Origin of the sequence: Pseudomonas sp. ICMP 460 (assembly GCF_002723595.1) — a bacterium.
Classification (GTDB): Bacteria; Pseudomonadota; Gammaproteobacteria; order Pseudomonadales; family Pseudomonadaceae; genus Aquipseudomonas; species Aquipseudomonas kitaguniensis.
This window is the reverse complement of sequence record NZ_LKBR01000016.1, coordinates 1-18339: the sequence shown is the minus strand read 5'-3', so window position 1 is coordinate 18339 and position 18339 is coordinate 1. Positions and strand designations below refer to the sequence as shown.

Here is an 18339-nt window from a genome sequence, read left to right as displayed (position 1 = left end):
TTTCAGCGCAGCGGTCCAAACAAAGCGTTGATCGTGGCGTCGTTGTACTGGTAGTTCCAGCGCAACTCGGCCCCGGCAGGAATGTCCTCACTGGCAAAAAACGCTGACAGCGCCGCGAGCTTCCGAGGTTCGCTGTCGACTTGGGTTTCTACCTCAAAGCGCGCGACTTCAACGTTGTACCCGGTTGAAGCTTGCCTGACGGGTTGCCCGCCTTCGTATTCGAAAATCGTATTTATCCTCGACAGTACGTTGTCCCCCGAAAGGCTTGGCAGGTCGTTGCCAGGCCTTGAAGACATTGGCTGGATGTCCAACAGGTAAGGGTCCTTTCGATAAGCCGCTATCGGGTTGGGGATCAACTCTCCACCATAAACACCGAGCGCCTCGCCTTGTTTAATCGGCTTTCTGCTGATGACGGTCGCTTGGCCGATCAGCACAGATTCCTCGGGGCGTTTTTGATGGGCCGCGTTGAATGGGGTGACTTCGAGTTTGTCCTCATAGAGCCGCGCAACACGCTCAAAGCCTTCCCACTGAATATAGGGTTTCACCCCGTCACTGCTGAAGGTTGCATTGGTGGTGAGGGATTTACTGCGGGTCTGCAGGCTTTTGATGCGCATCGCACGGCCCTTCAGGTCGCGCAACGGATACCGGCCATTGTTGGCGCGATCAAACATGCGTCGATAGTTCTGGCTGTATTGATAGCTGCGCTGGGCGCGCATGTTGCTGAGTTCCTGCGCGGTGAACAGCGCGGTCACAGTGCCCTCATCCGCGGAATCGTAGTCGCTGGAAGACTGCGCCGACTCGAACTCGTCACTCGATTCCATATGGACCAGCAGCGGCACTTGCGACGATTGCATGCCTCCTGGCAGCGGGCCTTTGGTTTGATCAATTTCCCAGCGTCCTGACGCTGATCTGCGCAAGTAAGGCTTATAGGGCCTGAAGGGGCTGCGTGCGTCGATCAATTGCCATCCCAAGGCACCGAGTTTGATGGGGTAGTAGTTCGCGTTGTCCTCTACGTAGTACCGATAGCGGCCATCAGGCAGCGCAGGCGCTTGATAGATGGCGTCTTCGCGCAGTATCAGGCCTGCCGGCGTGCCCGCTTCGGCTGACAACGGGTCGAGTGGCAGGCCGGCAGCGTTCGACACTGCGCGCCGCAAGACCCTGGCCCGAATGGCCGGAGGGCTGGCCGCGTGCGATACGCTGATGTGTTGAATGGCCTGTTTGAGGGCGTTGGCGCCTGACTGTTCAAGCAGCGCAGCGCGTTCGGCGGCGGAAAGCGTTTGTTCCAGGGCGCCCGGCAGATCGTTGAGCGAGCCCCAGGGTTGCCCTCTGGCATTCACGCGCGTGTACAGCTCGCCCTGACGTAACAACGTCTGTTGAACCCGCGCGTCTGCGGGACCGATGCGGCCCAGCAGCTCGCCTTCACGGCTGCCGTCGTACACCTCGACCCTGCGTGAACCCGGCCAGCCGGGCAGACGTTCGATGCTGTACAGCGTCAGTTGCACGCTTTCCCGATCGCTCATCGAATCGAGGAAAACCCCTGACTGGGCACGTGATTCGCGGGCCGCCGCCGCGTATTGCTCCGCCTCCCAGCGCGGCAACGGCGCCAAACGGTTGTCTCGATGCAGGCTTTGCTGTTCTGTTGGCGACAGGCAGGCCTCCATTTCCTCAAGATGGCTTTTGGAAAGCTGCGGCATCAGCGCACGAATGCGCATTTCGGTGGGCGTGACGGCTTTTTCGCCGGGCGCGGTGAGCAGGCAAAGCAGCTGTTGTTTGTGTTGTTGCGCCTGTTTTTCCAAACGCAGGGCGAGATTTTCGACCTTGGTGAAATAGTCGGCATACCCATCGGGCAGCAGTGTGTTGAAGGTAGCCGGTGGCATCTGTTCTTCGAGGGCATGCAACAGCTCACCCTTTCTGAATCGCGCTTCACTGATCTTGATTTCAACGGTGCCTGCACCGTGGTTCATCACCACGTGTTGATGCTCGTCGATAATCTTCAACACATGGTTGGCGGGCCATTCGGGGAGCGAGGTGAGCAGGTGGAACTGAATCAGCGGCGATTGGGCGGTTACCGAAGTACCTTCGGCGCGCTCCAGGTTGAAGTCATTGAGTTCCTGCTCCAGGTTGAAGTGCTTGAGCGTGTCACGCAGCAACGGCGGAGGGCGCAGCATCTCCTGGTGGACTTCGCGCAGGCCGGCCTGGTCCACGCCACCGAGCAGCAGGATCGGTTCCACCTGCGGTTGGGTGACAGTGGCCGCGTCCGGCCCGAGACGCTTGATCAGTTTAAGCGCGTCCCAGCCCTCAGGGGCTTCATGTGTTTGGCGCCAACTGCCGACGCCATTGCTCAGGAGTGGCGGGCAATAAGCGTCTTTTACGCGTGGGTGTGACAGTTCCCATTGCTTGCCATCGGGGGCGCGTTGCACCGCATGCGGGTGATCATCAAGCTTTAGATAATGCCGTTGCGCATGCGTGTAAATCCCCTGGCTGTCGGCCACCCAGTGGCTGGGCAATGGGTCGGAATGGCGGTACGGCGCAAGGTCCGGGTTCCATAAACGCCAGCCTTTGCCGCGCACCCGAACTTTCACCAGCCTGGCGCCGAAGCCGACTGCGCGGATGGCGCCGGCAGTGGCTACCGCCTGCGCGGCGGTGTCCAACACGTCGAGCAAGTCATTGAGGGCTTGATCGCTGTCGCCGCGACTCCAGGCCGCCAAACCTTCATACACGGTGTTGAGTACTTGGGCTGCGGTGACTACCAGCAGGACTTCTCCCACTATCGGGATAAATGAGGCGGCGAAAAACAGCGCGGACTTGCCCAGGTCTATGTACGCCTGCAGGCGTTTCTGGCGGCTCATCAGGTTCGCGTCAGCCGTGGGTACGGCCACGCAGCGCGCGTCATTTTTGATCTGAGTAATTCGCTGGCGCGCAATCGCCTGGAACAGGTCTGCCTTAATCGCGGTCAGGCTGACCTCTGCGTCCAGCCTGGCGGGGTAGGTTCTACGGTTGGTTATCAGCTCGGGCGCGCCTACCAAAGCCGGGGTCGCGCTCAACAGGTTGCCTTGGTGTTGCAGCGGCACAAGGTGCTTGAAGAAGGCCAGGTAATCGGCCGTTAGCAGGCGCTCTGCGAGTTTTTGTTGAAGCTCTTGCAGGCTGGTGTGTTGGCGAAATGCGCTGCTTGGGTCTTCGGGCGTGTAGAGCATCAGCGGGATGCCGATGCTGGCTGCGTTGATCACCAGTACGTTGGGCAGCACCACGTTATTCAGCGTCAGGTGGCTGCAGGTTATTTCAAGGTGGGCGCCCGAGCGCTGCAGGCTGTGCAATTGCAAATGTTGCCGGGGCGTCAGTTGCTCACGCATACAGGCACTGTGCAGCGCGACGCCAAAGGCGTGCTGCGCCTGCGCCCTGAACATTCTGAGCACGTGCGCGGCAGTACGCCCGGTGGCGGTAGCCGTGGCGGGTTCGAGCACGTTACCGATGTGTTTCAGGTATTGGCTGCCCAAGTCCAGCTCACGACAGGCGCGGGCGAACGAGGTCGCAAGGATGTCACAGGGCACCTCGCCAGCCTGGGTGACATTGATAATGGCCGTGCCGGTTTCCATGCCGTCAATCTGCGCTTCCGACGCCTCGAAGTTCTGCAGGGCGGCTTCCAATAGCGTTTGGCGGGTGGTTTTGGCGTGGTTCTTGATCAGGCCCAGTAGGTGATGATTTTTCCATTCGCGCGACAAAATCGCGTTCTCGTCCTCGATAAAGCCAAAGAACCAGGTGCGCAGTGTCTTGCGCAGCAAGGGGCGCGCAAACGTCTCGGGGCTTTGCAGTTCGTCCAATAGCGCCTTGAGGTCATGTCTGGCTTGATGGCTGCTGATCAGGCTACTGCGAAAATCGGCGCGCAATGACGCGGGCGCCTGGCTCAGCCAGGCCGGCAACTGCTCGTTGATCAAGGCCTGGTGGTGAAACAGCGGCGATGCCGACGGCGTGTAGTCGGTCAGTTCAGATGTGTGTGGGGTCATTGATCGGGCCATGCGGTGTCAGGGTTAATCACCCCAGCCTACGCAGGCTGTTTTCGGTAAAGTATTAGCGCAATAGCCCCGCGCGGCGGCAGCGACAGGTATGCCAGACCACCTGTCGAACGCGCGGCGTTAAAGCCGACCATTACCGTCGGAATTGGTCAAAATTTGTGCTATATTCCGCGCCCGCGATTTTTCATCTCAACACCGGTCACCGTCATGCAAACAGCCAAGCCGTTATTTGACTATCCCAAGTACTGGGCCGAATGTTTCGGTCCTGCGCCATTCCTGCCGATGAGCAGGGAGGAGATGGATCAGCTTGGCTGGGATTCCTGCGACATCATCATCGTCACCGGTGATGCGTACGTGGATCACCCCTCGTTCGGCATGGCAATTATCGGCCGGCTGCTCGAGTCGCAGGGCTTTCGCGTCGGGATCATTGCCCAGCCGAACTGGCAGTCCAAAGACGACTTCATGAAGCTCGGCGAGCCGAACCTGTTCTTTGGCGTCGCGGCCGGCAACATGGACTCGATGATCAACCGCTACACCGCCGACAAAAAAATCCGTTCCGACGACGCCTACACCCCAGGCGGCATGGCCGGCAAACGCCCGGACCGCGCGAGCCTGGTGTACAGCCAGCGTTGCAAGGAAGCCTACAAGAACGTGCCGATCGTGCTCGGTGGCATCGAAGCCTCGCTGCGCCGCATCGCCCACTACGACTACTGGCAGGACCGTGTGCGTAACTCGATCCTGATCGACGCCACCGCCGATATCCTGCTGTACGGCAACGCCGAGCGGGCCATCGTCGAAGTCGCCCAGCGCTTGTCGTGGGGCCACAAGATCGAAGACATCACCGACGTGCGCGGCACCGCGTTCATTCGCCGTGACACGCCAGCCGGCTGGTACGAAGTGGACTCCACGCGTATCGACCGCCCGGGCAAGGTCGACAAGATCATCAACCCGTACGTGAATACGCAAGACACCCAGGCCTGCGCGATCGAGCAGGAGAAAGGGCCGGTTGATGACCCGGAAGAAGCCAAGGTCGTACAGATCCTGGCCAGCCCGCGCATGACCCGCGACAAGACCGTAATCCGCCTGCCTTCGGTAGAAAAAGTCCGTGGCGACGCGGTGCTGTATGCCCACGCCAACCGCGTGTTGCACCTGGAAACCAACCCAGGCAACGCCCGCGCCCTGGTGCAGAAGCACGGTGAAGTGGACGTGTGGTTCAACCCGCCGCCCATCCCGATGACCACCGAAGAAATGGACTACGTGTTTGGCATGCCTTACGCACGTGTTCCACACCCGGTGTACGGCAAGGAAAAGATTCCGGCCTACGACATGATTCGCTTCTCGGTGAACATCATGCGTGGCTGCTTCGGCGGCTGCACCTTCTGCTCGATTACCGAGCACGAAGGTCGCATCATCCAGAACCGTTCCGAAGAATCGATCATTCGCGAGATCGAAGAGATCCGCGACAAGGTGCCAGGCTTCACCGGCGTGATCTCCGACCTCGGCGGCCCGACTGCGAACATGTACCGCATCGCGTGCAAGAGCCCGGAAATCGAATCCGCGTGCCGCAAGCCGTCGTGCGTGTTCCCTGGCATCTGCCCGAACCTGAACACCGACCATTCGTCGTTGATCCAGCTGTACCGCAGTGCCCGTGCATTGCCGGGCGTGAAAAAAATTCTGATCGCTTCCGGCCTGCGCTACGACTTGGCCGTTGAGTCGCCGGAATACGTCAAAGAGCTGGTCACCCACCACGTTGGTGGTTACCTCAAGATCGCCCCGGAACACACCGAGGAAGGTCCGCTCAACCAGATGATGAAGCCGGGCATTGGCAGCTATGACAAGTTCAAGCGCATGTTCGAGAAGTACACCAAGGAAGCGGGCAAAGAGCAGTACCTGATCCCGTACTTCATCGCCGCCCACCCGGGCACCACCGATGAAGACATGATGAACCTGGCCCTGTGGCTCAAGGGCAACGGCTTCCGCGCCGACCAGGTGCAGGCGTTCTACCCGTCGCCGATGGCCACCGCCACCGCGATGTACCACTCGGGCAAGAACCCGCTGCGCAAGGTCACCTACAAGAGCGACGCGGTCACCATCGTCAAGAGCGAAGAGCAGCGCCGTTTGCACAAGGCGTTCCTGCGCTACCACGACCCGAAAGGCTGGCCGATGCTGCGCGAAGCCTTGACCCGCATGGGTCGCGCCGACCTGATCGGGCCGGGCAAGGAGCAGTTGATTCCGCTGCACCAGCCAGCCACCGACAGCTACCAGAGCGCGCGTCGCAAAAATTCGACGCCTGCCGGCAGCCACAAGGTCGCCAAGGAAACCACCACCAAAATCCTCACCCAGCACACCGGTTTGCCACCGCGCGGCAGCGACGGCAGCAACCCGTGGGACAAACGCGAGCAAGCCAAGGCCGCCGCAATGGTACGCAACAAGCAGGCGGCCAAGGAACGCACCGACGCGGCCAAGGGCAAAGGCAAGAAGCCAGCTCGCAAGCCTGTGGTGCCGCGTTGATCGTAGCCTGAACATGCCAAACGCCAGCCTCGCGCTGGCGTTTGGCTTTGCAGGCATTGCCTTTGCCACAACCTGTGGGAGGCACTGTCGCGCGGCGGGTCTGGAGTACACAGCAGATTGGCTTTCACAGTTGACTGCATCGTGCTTGAGAGATTGGGTCGGCTTTCGGGGCGCCGCCACAACCGCAAAGGCTGCACCACCTGAGGCTTGCTCGCGCGGCGTCAGTTCAATCACCGCATTTCAAGGAAGATCACCCCCAATGAATGAGCTGCCCGGCATTCGCAGTTTTCTGGCGATGTATTTCCCGGTGTTCATCGGGGCGATCCTGGCGTCGGTGTTTACCCTGGCAACGGCGGTGCCGTTGTTTTTCGACAGTTACTTTCAACACCTCCCGTTGGCCGACAGCGCCAAATATTCGTTTTTCGGTGGGCTGGCGCTCACGCTGGTCGTTGTGCAGTGTAATTTCATGATCGCGCGCGGGTATCCGACCTGGGTGAGGCCACTGGTGGCGCTATTGGCGCTGTGTGTTGTGGGCGTAGTGCCCACCCTCACGCAGGGTGCAAGCCCTCTGGTGTATGCCGTGACCTTGCTGTTTCCGCTGCTGGCGCTGCTACTGCTCAACAGCAAACGCCACCGCGAAATGCGCCGCAAACTGCTCGAAGTACGCCACCTGCGCCAGGCCATAATCGCCGCGCACAAAGCCGGTTGACTGGGTAGATTCGCCACCCGGCCTCACACGTGCGCCACAAATATGTGCAAGGCTTGCACCATTGCCGCAGCCATGGCGCCGTTTTGGTGCTGTACTGCAGCGTGACCTACGTTAAAGCACAATGAGCGCCGCTCTGGCATAAGTCTTGCGCGCGTTGTTTTCATGCCCTGGCTCGCAGGAGGCCGCCGTGTCGATTCATGTCGCGTTGCACCACGTTACGCATTACCGCTACGACCGCGCTGTCGAACTCGGCCCACAGATCGTGCGTTTGCGCCCGGCGGCGCATAGCCGCACGCGCATTCTGTCTTACGCGCTGAAAGTGCTGCCCGAGCAGCACTTCATCAATTGGCAGCAAGACCCGCAGGGCAACTACCTCGCGCGTCTGGTGTTCCCGGAAAAGACCGACCAACTGCGCATTGAGGTCGACCTGGTCGCCGAGATGGCGGTGTTCAACCCGTTCGATTTTTTCCTCGAACCCTATGCCGAAAACATCCCGTTCAGCTACGCCGCCGATGAGCAGCGCGAGCTGGCGCCGTACCTCGAAACCCTGCCGCTGACGCCGAAGTTTGCCGCCTACCTGGCCGGTATTGATCGCACGCCGTTGCCGGCGGTGGACTTTTTGGTGGGCCTCAACCAACGCTTGGCGGCTGATATTGGCTACCTGATCCGCATGGAACCGGGCGTGCAAACCCCGGAATTCACCCTGGAAAACGCCTCGGGCTCCTGCCGTGATTCGGCGTGGTTGCTGGTGCAGCTGCTGCGCAACCTGGGGTTGGCGGCGCGTTTTGTGTCCGGCTACCTGATCCAGTTGACCGCCGACGTCAAAGCCCTCGACGGCCCGTCCGGCACTGAGGTGGACTTCACCGACCTGCACGCCTGGTGCGAAGTGTATTTGCCCGGCGCAGGTTGGATCGGCCTGGACGCCACGTCCGGTCTGTTCGCCGGTGAAGGGCACATCCCGTTGGCGTGTAGCCCCGACCCCTCGTCTGCCGCACCGATCAGTGGGCTGGTGGAGCCGTGCGGGTGCGAATTTACCCACGAAATGTCGGTTGAGCGCATTTGGGAAGCGCCACGGGTGACCAAGCCTTACACCGAAGACCAGTGGCTGGCGATTCAGGCCTTGGGCCGGCAGATCGACAGCGACCTGCTCAAAAATGATGTGCGCCTGACCATGGGCGGCGAGCCGACCTTCGTTTCGATTGACGACCCTGACGGCGCCGAATGGAACACGGCCGCGCTGGGGCCGGATAAACGTCGGCTGTCCGCCGAGCTGTTCCAGCGCATGCGCCAGCACTACGCGCCCCAAGGCCTGGTGCATTTTGGCCAGGGCAAGTGGTACCCCGGCGAGCAATTGCCGCGCTGGTCGTTGAACTGCTACTGGCGCCGCGACGGCGTGCCGATCTGGCACAACAGCGCGCTGATCGCTGATGAACAACAGGATTACGGCGCCGACGGCGAGTTGGCCGGGCGCTTTTTGGCCAGCGTTGCCGAGCGCTTGAAGCTGCCGGCGCGCTTTGTATTTCCGGCCTTCGAAGACAACTTTTACTACCTGTGGCGCGAAGGCGCACTGCCGCTGAACGTCAGCGCCCAAGACCCGCGCTTGAGCGATGAACTGGAGCGCGAACGCCTGCGCAAAGTGTTCGCGCAGGGCCTGGATAAAGTCATCGGCCAGGTGCTGCCGCTGGCGCGCACCGCCGCCAATGACCGCTGGCAGAGTGGCCGCTGGTACTTGCGCGATAACCACTGCCGCCTGGTGCCGGGCGACTCGCCGTTGGGCTATCGCCTGCCGTTGGCCTCGCAGCCGTGGGTGACGGCGGCGGAGTACCCGTTTGTGCACCCCACCGACCCGAACCAGGACCAGCCGCCACTGCCGGGCACCGCGCAACTGCAAAGGCATGGCGAACCCGCGCCGAGCGATGAGCGCAGGCCAACGCTGGACGAGTCCGCCGACTGGCTGACGCGCACCGCGTTGTGCGCCGAAGCTCGCGAAGGGCGCCTGTACGTGTTTATGCCGCCGCTGGAACGCGTCGAGGATTACCTCGAACTGGTCGCCGCCATCGAGGCAACCGCCGAAGAGCTGCACTGCCCGTTGCTGCTGGAAGGCTACGAGCCGCCCGCCGACACGCGCCTGAGCAACTTCCGGGTGACGCCCGACCCGGGCGTGATCGAGGTGAACGTGCAGCCGTCCGCCACGTGGGACGAGTTGGTGGAACGCACCGAATTCCTCTACGAAGAAGCGCGGCAAACCCGCCTGACCACTGAAAAATTCATGATCGACGGCCGCCACACCGGCACCGGCGGCGGTAACCACTTTGTGCTGGGCGGCGCCACACCCAAGGACTCGCCGTTCTTGCGACGCCCCGACCTGCTGCGCAGTTTGATCAGCTACTGGCATAACCACCCGTCACTCTCGTACCTGTTTTCCGGGCTGTTTATCGGCCCCACGTCGCAGGCGCCGCGCGTGGACGAAGCGCGTAACGACGCGCTGTATGAGCTGGAGATCGCCTTCGCGCAAATGCCCGCGCCGGGCGAGGAATGCCCGCCGTGGTTGGTAGACCGCTTGTTGCGCAATTTGCTGATCGACGTGACGGGCAACACGCACCGCGCCGAATTTTGCGTCGACAAACTCTACTCGCCCGACGGTGCGACCGGTCGCTTGGGCCTGCTGGAACTGCGCGCGTTTGAAATGCCGCCGCATGCGCGCATGAGCCTGACCCAGCAATTGCTGCTGCGCGCCTTGGTCGCACGCTTTTGGCGCGAGCCGTACGCACCGCCGAAACTGGCGCGCTGGGGCACCGAGCTGCACGACCGCTTTTTGTTGCCGCACTTTATCGAGCAGGACTTCGCCGATGTGATCACCGAACTCAACGGCGCTGGCTACCCGCTGCGCGCCGAATGGTTTGCCGCGCATTTGGAATTCCGCTTCCCCAAGGTCGGCGATTACGCCGTCAGCGGTATCGAACTGGAGCTGCGCCAAGCGCTGGAGCCTTGGCACGTACTGGGCGAGGAGGGCGCGGTGGGCGGCACGGTGCGCTATGTGGATTCGTCGCTGGAGCGCTTGCAGGTGAAACTCAGCGGGCTGCCGCCGCAGCGTTATCTGCTGACCTGCAACGGCATCCCGGTGCCGCTGCACGCCACCGGCCGGGTGGGGGAGTTTGTCGCCGGCGTGCGTTACCGCGCCTGGCAACCGGCGAACTGCCTGCAGCCGACGATCGAGGTGCACGCGCCGTTGGTGTTCGATGTGCTTGATACCTGGATGCAACGCTCGCTGGGCGGCTGCCAATACCACGTGGCCCATCCGGGCGGGCGCAATTACGACAGCTTGCCGGTGAACGCCAACGAAGCCGAAAGTCGGCGCATGGCGCGGTTTTTCCGTGTCGGCCACACGCCCGGCAAGCTCAGCGTTCCCACTGTGGTGATTAACGATGAATTGCCGATGACCCTGGATTTGCGGCGTTTTCCCAATAAAAATGACTAAACACAATCCAAAATGTGGGAGCAGGCAAGCCTTCTCCCACATTAGATTGCAGTGAATTTGAATTACACTGAGCCCCTTTGCCCCCGCCGAGCGTTCCATGCCCGACTTGCTCGACCAATACCCGCTGACCGCGGGCACTTATCACGAATTGCTGGACGACAGCGGCGCGGTGCGTGCTCATTGGCAGCGCCTGCTTGATCACCTGCAACGCAGCACGCCCGCGCAGTTGGCCCAACGCCAGGCGCTGCTGACCCGGCAGATCCAGGAAAACGGCGTGACCTACAACGTCTACGCCGACCCCAAAGGCGCCGACCGCCCGTGGGAGCTGGATTTGCTGCCGCATGTGCTGGCCTTTGAAGAGTGGCAGCACCTGTCGGCGGGCATCGCCCAGCGTGCGCGCCTGCTGAATGCGGTATTGGCCGACCTGTATGGCCCGCAGCGCTTGATCAAAGCGGGCTTGCTGCCGGCTGAATTGGTGTTCGGGCATAACAACTTTTTGTGGCCATGCCAGGGTATTCAGCCGCCTGACGGTGCGTTCCTGCACCTGTATGCGGTGGACCTTGCGCGCACGCCGGATGGCCGTTGGTGGGTCACCGCCGACCGTACTCAGGCGCCGTCGGGCGCCGGCTATGCGCTGGAAAACCGCACCATCGTGTCGCGCGCGTTCCCGGATTTGTACCGCGATTTGCAGGTGCAGCACCTCACCGGGTTCTTCCGCACGCTGCAGGAAACCCTCGCCCGTCAGGCGCCCGGCGACGACCAGACGCCGCTGATCGTGCTGCTCACCCCGGGGCGTTTCAACGAAAGCTATTTTGAACACTTGTACCTCGCGCGCCAGCTCGGTTACCCGTTGGTCGAAGGCGGCGACCTGACCGTGCGCGACAGCACCGTGTTCCTCAAAACCCTGAGCGGTTTGCGCCGGGTGCACGCGATCATGCGGCGCCTGGACGACGATTTTTGCGACCCGCTGGAGTTGCGCACCGACTCTGCCCTCGGCGTGCCGGGCCTGCTCGACGCCGTGCGCCAAGGCAATGTGCTGGTGGCGAATGCCTTGGGCAGTGGCGTGCTGGAATCCCCCGGGTTGCTCGGCTTTTTGCCGAAGATCAACCAGTTCCTGTTCGGCGAAGAGTTGATTCTGCCGTCGATCGCAACCTGGTGGTGTGGCGAGGCGCCGGTGCTTGCCGAGGCCTTGGAAAAGCTGCCGGAGTTATTGATCAAACCGGCCTTTTCGTCGCAAAGCTTTACGCCGGTATTCGGCCGTGACTTGAACCACGAGCAGCGCCAGGCGCTGGCCGAGCGCATGCGCGCGCGGCCTTATGCGTATGTCGCCCAAGAGCTGGCGCAATTGTCGCAGGCGCCGGTGTGGCACACCGTCGATGACCATTTGCAACACCGCGCCATCGGCATGCGGGTGTACGCGGTGGCCAGTGACCAGGGCTACCGCGTACTGCCCGGCGGCTTGACCCGCGTGGCGGCCGAGGCGGATGCCGAAGTGGTGTCGATGCAGCGCGGCGGCGCGAGCAAAGACACGTGGGTGCTCGGCGAGCGCGCCGCCGCCGGTGAGCAGTGGCGCGCGCAGCGGCCGATTGGCGCGCATGACCTGGTGCGCCGCGACCCGTACCTGCCGTCGCGCGTGGTCGAGAACCTGTTTTGGTTTGGCCGTTACTGCGAGCGCTGCGATGACAGCGCGCGCTGGCTGCGCATCGTGCTGGCGCGGTATGTCGACGGTGACGACCCGCTGGCGTTGCAGGCCGCTGTCGAACTGGGTGAAAACCTGCGCTTGCTGCCCGAGGAGGGCGCGTTACCCGAGCGCCTGCTCGCCGCTTTGCTGGGGGATGACTGGCCGTCGAGCCTGCGCGCCAACCTGCAACGTTTGCAGTGGGCGGCGTCGCAGGTACGCGGCAAGTTATCCCGCGAAAACTGGCAGGCCTTGGTCGAGCTGCAGCGCGAGGCCCTGGAACTGGAACGCGAAACCGCCGATTTCGGCGAGCTGTTGGATTTTCTCAACCGCTTGGTGATGTCCCTGGCTGCGCTGTCCGGGTTCGCCCTCGACGACATGACCCGCGACGAAGGCTGGCGCTTTTTGATGATGGGCCGGCGTATCGAGCGCCTGCAATTTCTCAGCAGCAGCCTCGCGGCGTTCCTGCGTGGCGTGGCCGTGTTTGATCAGGCCGGGCTTGAGTGGTTGCTCGAATTGGGCAACAGCAGCATCACCTATCGCTCGCGTTACCTGGCCGTGCCGCAGTTGATTCCAGTGCTCGACTTGTTGTTGCTGGATGAACAGAACCCGCACGCGGTGCTGTTCCAGTTGAAACTGGTGAGCCGCACGCTGCGTCGCCTCAACGACGATTTTAGCGTGCCTCGGGAAACCGGCCTGGCACCGTTGGTGGAGCGTTTGGCACGGTTTGATCTGAGCTGCCTGGAGAACTCGCTGTTTGGCGAGCCCAGCGTGCGTGCCGCGCTGGATGGCCTGGCTGACCTGCTGCAAGCGGTCGCCAATGAGAGTGGGCAAGTTTCGGATCGCTTGGCGTTGCGCCACTTTGCCCATGTGGATGATGTCAGCCAGCAAACGGTGTCGCTGTGATGAGTGCGCGTTACCAGATTTTCCACGACACCCATTACCACTACGACAGCCCGGTGTCGCTGGCGCAGCAACTGGCGCACCTGTGGCCGCGGCCCTGCGCCTGGCAGCGGTGCACGTCGCAGCAGTTGCAGATCAGCCCGCAGCCGTCTTCGCGGCGTGATGAACTGGATGTGTTCGGCAACCCGATCACCCGCCTGGCGTTCGAGCGGCCGCATGATGAATTGTTGGTCAACGCCGGGCTGACCGTCGAAGTGCTGGCGCGGCCTGCCCTGGATTTTCGCCAGTCACCGCCTTGGGACCAGACGCGCGACAGCCTCACCTACAGTAGCCAGCCACTCTCGGCGGAGCTGATCGAAGCGTGCCGCTATCGCTTCGAATCGCCCTACGTGCACCTGAAACAAATCTTCGTCGAATTTTCCGAAAGTTGTTTTCCACCCGGCGCGCCGCTGTTGCTGGGCGTGCAGGCATTGATGCAGAAAATTTTCAGCGAATTCACCTTCGATGCCGAAGCCACCCAAGTCGCCACGCCACTGGTGGAAGTGCTGGAGCGCCGACGCGGCGTGTGCCAGGACTTCGCCCACCTGATGCTCGCATGTGTGCGTTCACGCGGCCTGGCGGCACGCTATATCAGTGGTTACTTGCTGACCCAGCCACCGCCCGGCCAGCCACGGCTGATCGGTGCCGATGCGTCCCACGCGTGGGTCTCGGTGTATTGCCCGGTGTCGGGCTGGGTGGATTTTGACCCGACGAACAATGTGCAGCCGGCACTCGAACACATCACCCTGGCCTGGGGCCGGGATTTCTCGGATGTTTCGCCCTTGCGCGGGGTGATTCTGGGAGGCGGCAACCATGACCCGGAAGTGCGGGTAACGGTGATGCCACTGGAATAACACAAGGATCGTTCCCACGCGCTGCGTGGGAATGCCTGCTGTGACGCTCTGCGTCACTAATGCGCAGGCTTCGAACCTTTCTGTGCGCCGTGACGCGAAGCGTGCGCGGCGGCATTCCCACAGGGCGTGGGAACCCTCAAATTATTCGGCCGGGGTTTTCGGTGTTTCGGTGTCGTCAGATGCCACTTCACCTTCACCCTCTGCATCCGGGTTCAGTGCGCCGGTTTCTTCATCCACAGCGGCTTTTTTGCGTTGCAGTTTTTCCTCTTTCTTCTGTTCCTTGGCCAAGTCTCTCTGACGTTTGGCGAAGGAGTAATTAGGTTTGGCCATGGGCGATCCTCTAGGGTCGAAGGTGAGGGTGGGCGGCGCGCAGCTGCCTTGGGTCGCTATGGTAGCAGCTTAGCAAGGCACTTGGGCCTCACTTACCGCACGCGTAGGCAGCCAGCAGGCCGTTGAACAGTTGGTTAAGGTGCATGGCAGACGCTCCGGTGGGTGACGCGCTGAGCATAAGCGGGTCGCCGAAGGTTGGCTGGTAGATTGTGTTGATCAGTCTGATAGCCTAAAGTTGTATACAATCTGTTGATACAGATCATAAGAATTCAAGCCTGCTTGAGGCAACCTCATCACACTACGTTATTTTTAAACCCTGCCTTGGAGATTCACATGTTTGCCAAACTCGTTGCTGTTTCCCTGCTGACTCTGGCGAGCGGCCAGTTGCTTGCCGCAGAGTGCACGGTCACCGTCGACTCCACCGACCAAATGTCCTTTAACACCAAGGCCATTGAAATCGACAAAAGCTGCAAGACCTTCACCGTTGAGTTGACTCATTCCGGCAGCTTGCCGAAAAACGTCATGGGCCATAACTGGGTGCTGAGCACCGCCGCCGACATGCCTGGCATCGCCAGCGACGGTATGGCTGCGGGTATCGACAAGAGCTACCTGAAAGACGGCGACAGCCGCATCATTGCGCGCACCAAAATCATTGGTGCGGGTGAGAAAGATTCCGTGACCTTTGATGTGTCGAAGCTGGTTGCGGGGACGGATTACGCGTTCTTCTGCTCGTTCCCGGGGCATATCTCGATGATGAAGGGCACGGTGACCGTTAAGTAACACCGCGTTATCGTTCATCGCGAGCAAGCCCGCTCCCACATTTTGACCGCATTCCTGCAGGGGAACCGGGCCACCTGTGTGGGGGGCTTGCTCCCACATTTTGACCGCATTCCTGCAGGGGAACCGGGCCAAACGTGGGAGGGGGCTTGCTCCCACATTTTGATCGCATTCCTGCAGAGGAACCGGGCCACCTGTGTGTGGGGGGCTTGCTCCCACATTTTGACCGCATTCCTGCAGGAGAACCGGGCCAAATGTGGGAGGGGGCTTGCTCCCACATTTTGATCGCATTCCTGCAGAGGAACCGGGCCACCTGTGTGTGGGGGGCTTGCTCCCACATTTTGACCGCATTCCTGCAGGAGAACCGGGCCAAATGTGGGAGGGGGCTTGCTCCCACATTTTGATCGCATTCCTGCAGAGGAACCGGGCCACCTGTGTGTGGGGGGCTTGCTCCCACATTTTGACCGCATTCCTGCAGGAGAACCGGGCCAAATGTGGGAGGGGGCTTGCTCCCACATTTTGATCGCATTCCTGCAGAGGAACCGGGCCACCTGTGTGTGGGGGGCTTGCTCCCACATTTTGACCGCATTCCTGCAGGGGAACCTGGTCAAATGTGGGAGGGGGCTTGCTCCCGATAGCAATCTACCCGTCACCCTGCTCAGCTCAGGGGGCGAACGGCATCAGTCGCTTGTGCTCGGTCTTGCGGTAAGTCTCACAAATAATCCTGAACGCTTCCTCGCGCACCGGCTGACCGTGCAAGAAGGCATCGATCTCGGCGTAGGTTACGCCGTGGGAGGCTTCGTCGGGCTTGCCCGGTGACAGGTCTTCGAGGTCCGCTGTCGGCACCTTTTCTACCAGCGATTCCGGCGCACCAAAGTGTCGGGCAATCGAGCGCACCTGGTTTTTCACCAGCCCGCTCAACGGCGCCAGGTCGCAGGCGCCGTCACCGAACTTGGTGAAAAATCCCATCACGGCTTCCGCCGCATGGTCAGTGCCAACCACCAAACCACCGGCAGCCCCTGCGATGGTGTACTGCGCCACCATGCGCATGCGCGCCTTGGTATTGCCCAGCACGAAATCACGCGACACCGCCGCCTTGCCCTCAAACGCCGACACTTCATTGGCCAGGGCTTTTACCGCCGGGCCGATGTTCACGGTGTGGCGCTCGTCCGGCTCGATAAAGTCCACCGACGCCTGGGCATCAATTTCATCGAGCTGGGTTTGGTAAGGCAAACGCACGGCAATAAAGCGGTAGGCCTCATCGCCGGTACTGGCGCGCAATTCTTGCATCGCACGTTGTGCCAGCAGGCCGGCGGTCAGCGAGTCGACGCCGCCGCTGATGCCCAGCACCAAGGTCTTGAGCCCGGAATTACGCAGGCAGTCCTGAATAAATGCCACGCGGCGAGCAACCTCTGCCTCAAGGTCCGCCTGGTCGTTGAACGGTGCTTGCACCTTGAGCTGCTGCGCAATCTCACGCTGTACGGCTTGCATGATTCACTCCTTGCTGGAAAGGGCAGGTACTTTAAAAACGTGGCGCAAATAGGCGACAAAATTCGGGTCGGTGCAATGGGTCTTGCCCGCCTCATCGGAGATTTTCGCCACCGGCTGGCCATTGCAGGCCGTCATTTTAAGCACGATGCTCATCGGTTCAACACCTGGAATGTCACAGGTCAGGTTGGTGCCGATGCCGAAGCTCACATTGATCCGACCACGCAGCGCGCGGAAAATCTCCAGGGCCTTGGGCAGCGACAGGCTGTCGGAGAACACCAGGGTCTTGCTCATCGGCTCGATACCGAGCTTGTGGTAGTGCGCGATGGCTTTTTCGGCCCACTGTATCGGGTCACCGGAGTCGTGGCGCAGGCCATCGAACAGCTTGGCGAAGTACAAATCGAAGTCGCCCAAAAAGGCGTCGGTGGTGATGCAATCGGTCAGGGCGATGCCCAGCAGGCCGCGGTATTCGCGCACCCAGCAATCGAGGGCGGCGATTTGGCTGTCGATCAGGCGCGGGCCAAGTTGCTGGTGGGCCATGATCCATTCATGCGCCATGGTACCCAGCGGCTTCATATCGAACTCGCGGGCCAGGTGCACGTTGCTGGTGCCGACAAAGCGCCCGGGGAAGTCGTGCTTGAGCACGCTCACCACCTCTTCCTGCACCCGGTACGAGAAGCGCCGGCGCGTGCCGAAATCGGCCACTTGCAGCTCAGAGAGCTCATCGCTACTGGCGTTTGCGGTCAGCCAGTCAAACTTGCGATACAACTGCTCGCGGGCTTGTTCAAGGATCACGGTCTGGTAGCGGTAGCGGTTACGCACTTCGCTGACGATGGCCAGCATCGGCACTTCAAACAGGATCACATGCAGCCACGGCCCGCGCAGGCGGATAAACAGCTCGCCGTTTTCGATGCCGGTTTGCACATAACGCAGGTTGAAGCGAAACAGCCCGAGGAAGCGCAGAAAATCCGGCTTCATAAAGCTGATGCGTTCGAGGAAATTCAGTTGGTCCGGGCTCAGGCTCAGCTCGGCAAGGCGCTCGATCTGGTAGCGGATCTCCGCCAGGTACGGGCGCAGGTCCTCACTGTTGCGGCAACGAAACTCCCATTCAACCTCCACGTTCGGGTAGTTGTGCAGCACCGCCTGCATCATGGTCAGCTTGTAGAAGTCGGTGTCGAGCAGGTTCTGCACGATGCGATCGGCAAACACACTCTCGCTCATAACGGGAATCTCCAGACGGGTCAGCGATGGGCGCCGACCTTTACGCACAATTAAGGAATGGCGCTAGTGGCGCATAGACCTATGGGGTTTTGCCAGTGATTTTTTATTTTGGGATTTTTGCTGTGGCCACTGAAGCCATCGGGAGCAAGCCCCCTCCCACATTTTGGGTTGTGAACACATTCAAACTATGGGAGCAAGCCCCTCCCACATTTTGGTTTGTGAACACATTCAAACTGTGGGAGCAAGCCCCTCCCATATTTTGGTTTGTGAACACATTCAAACTGTGGGAGCAAGCCCCTCCCACATTTTGGTTTGTGAACACATTCAAACTGTGGGAGCAA

General features: G+C 61.1%; 10 protein-coding genes. 6 read left to right on the top strand and 4 right to left on the bottom strand.

The window, feature by feature from the left end; translation table 11 throughout:
* Nucleotides 1–2: 2 nt before the first annotated feature.
* A complete protein-coding gene (locus AO240_RS13420; RefSeq protein WP_256585947.1) occupies nucleotides 3–4001 on the bottom strand; it encodes an SET domain-containing protein in 3999 nt (1332 codons plus the stop codon).
* 216 nt (nucleotides 4002–4217) lie between these two features.
* On the opposite strand from AO240_RS13420, the gene AO240_RS13415 reads away from it, so the two are divergent.
* The 5 genes from AO240_RS13415 to AO240_RS13395 all read left to right on the top strand — a co-directional run bounded on the left by AO240_RS13415 (nucleotide 4218) and on the right by AO240_RS13395 (nucleotide 14182).
* Nucleotides 4218–6521, top strand: a complete 2304-nt coding sequence (locus tag AO240_RS13415) for a YgiQ family radical SAM protein (protein ID WP_058411388.1) — start codon at nucleotides 4218–4220, stop codon at nucleotides 6519–6521.
* A gap of 259 nt (nucleotides 6522–6780) precedes the next feature.
* Nucleotides 6781–7230, top strand: a complete 450-nt coding sequence (locus tag AO240_RS13410) for a hypothetical protein (RefSeq protein WP_099236893.1) — start codon at nucleotides 6781–6783, stop codon at nucleotides 7228–7230.
* Between the two features lie 187 nt (nucleotides 7231–7417).
* Nucleotides 7418–10708, top strand: a complete 3291-nt coding sequence (locus AO240_RS13405; RefSeq protein WP_099236892.1) for a DUF2126 domain-containing protein — start codon at nucleotides 7418–7420, stop codon at nucleotides 10706–10708.
* A 97-nt stretch (nucleotides 10709–10805) separates the two neighbouring features.
* Nucleotides 10806–13292 carry a circularly permuted type 2 ATP-grasp protein gene (locus AO240_RS13400; RefSeq protein ID WP_099236891.1) on the top strand — a complete coding sequence of 829 codons (2487 nt, stop codon included), beginning with the start codon at nucleotides 10806–10808 and terminating at the stop codon, nucleotides 13290–13292.
* A complete protein-coding gene (locus tag AO240_RS13395) occupies nucleotides 13292–14182 on the top strand; it encodes a transglutaminase family protein (protein WP_099236890.1) in 891 nt (296 codons plus the stop codon). Before AO240_RS13400 ends, AO240_RS13395 begins: the two co-directional genes overlap by 1 nt.
* Nucleotides 14183–14323: 141 nt before the next feature.
* Here the strand turns inward: AO240_RS13395 and AO240_RS13390 are convergent, their stop codons facing one another.
* The gene (locus AO240_RS13390) at nucleotides 14324–14512 is read right to left on the bottom strand and encodes a hypothetical protein (RefSeq protein WP_058411323.1); all 189 of its coding nucleotides are present in this window, start codon (nucleotides 14510–14512) and stop codon (nucleotides 14324–14326) included.
* Nucleotides 14513–14845: 333 nt separating this feature from the next.
* Between AO240_RS13390 and azu the strand changes: the two genes are divergently transcribed.
* Nucleotides 14846–15292, top strand: a complete 447-nt coding sequence (gene azu / locus AO240_RS13385) for an azurin (RefSeq protein WP_099236889.1) — start codon at nucleotides 14846–14848, stop codon at nucleotides 15290–15292.
* A gap of 660 nt (nucleotides 15293–15952) precedes the next feature.
* Here azu and nadE read toward each other — a convergent pair.
* Nucleotides 15953–16780, bottom strand: a complete 828-nt coding sequence (gene nadE, locus AO240_RS13380) for an ammonia-dependent NAD(+) synthetase (protein ID WP_058411321.1) — start codon at nucleotides 16778–16780, stop codon at nucleotides 15953–15955.
* A 3-nt stretch (nucleotides 16781–16783) separates the two neighbouring features.
* Complete coding sequence (gene pncB, locus AO240_RS13375) at nucleotides 16784–17998, bottom strand: nicotinate phosphoribosyltransferase (protein WP_058411320.1); 1215 nt, start codon at nucleotides 17996–17998, stop codon at nucleotides 16784–16786.
* Nucleotides 17999–18339 lie beyond the last annotated feature (341 nt).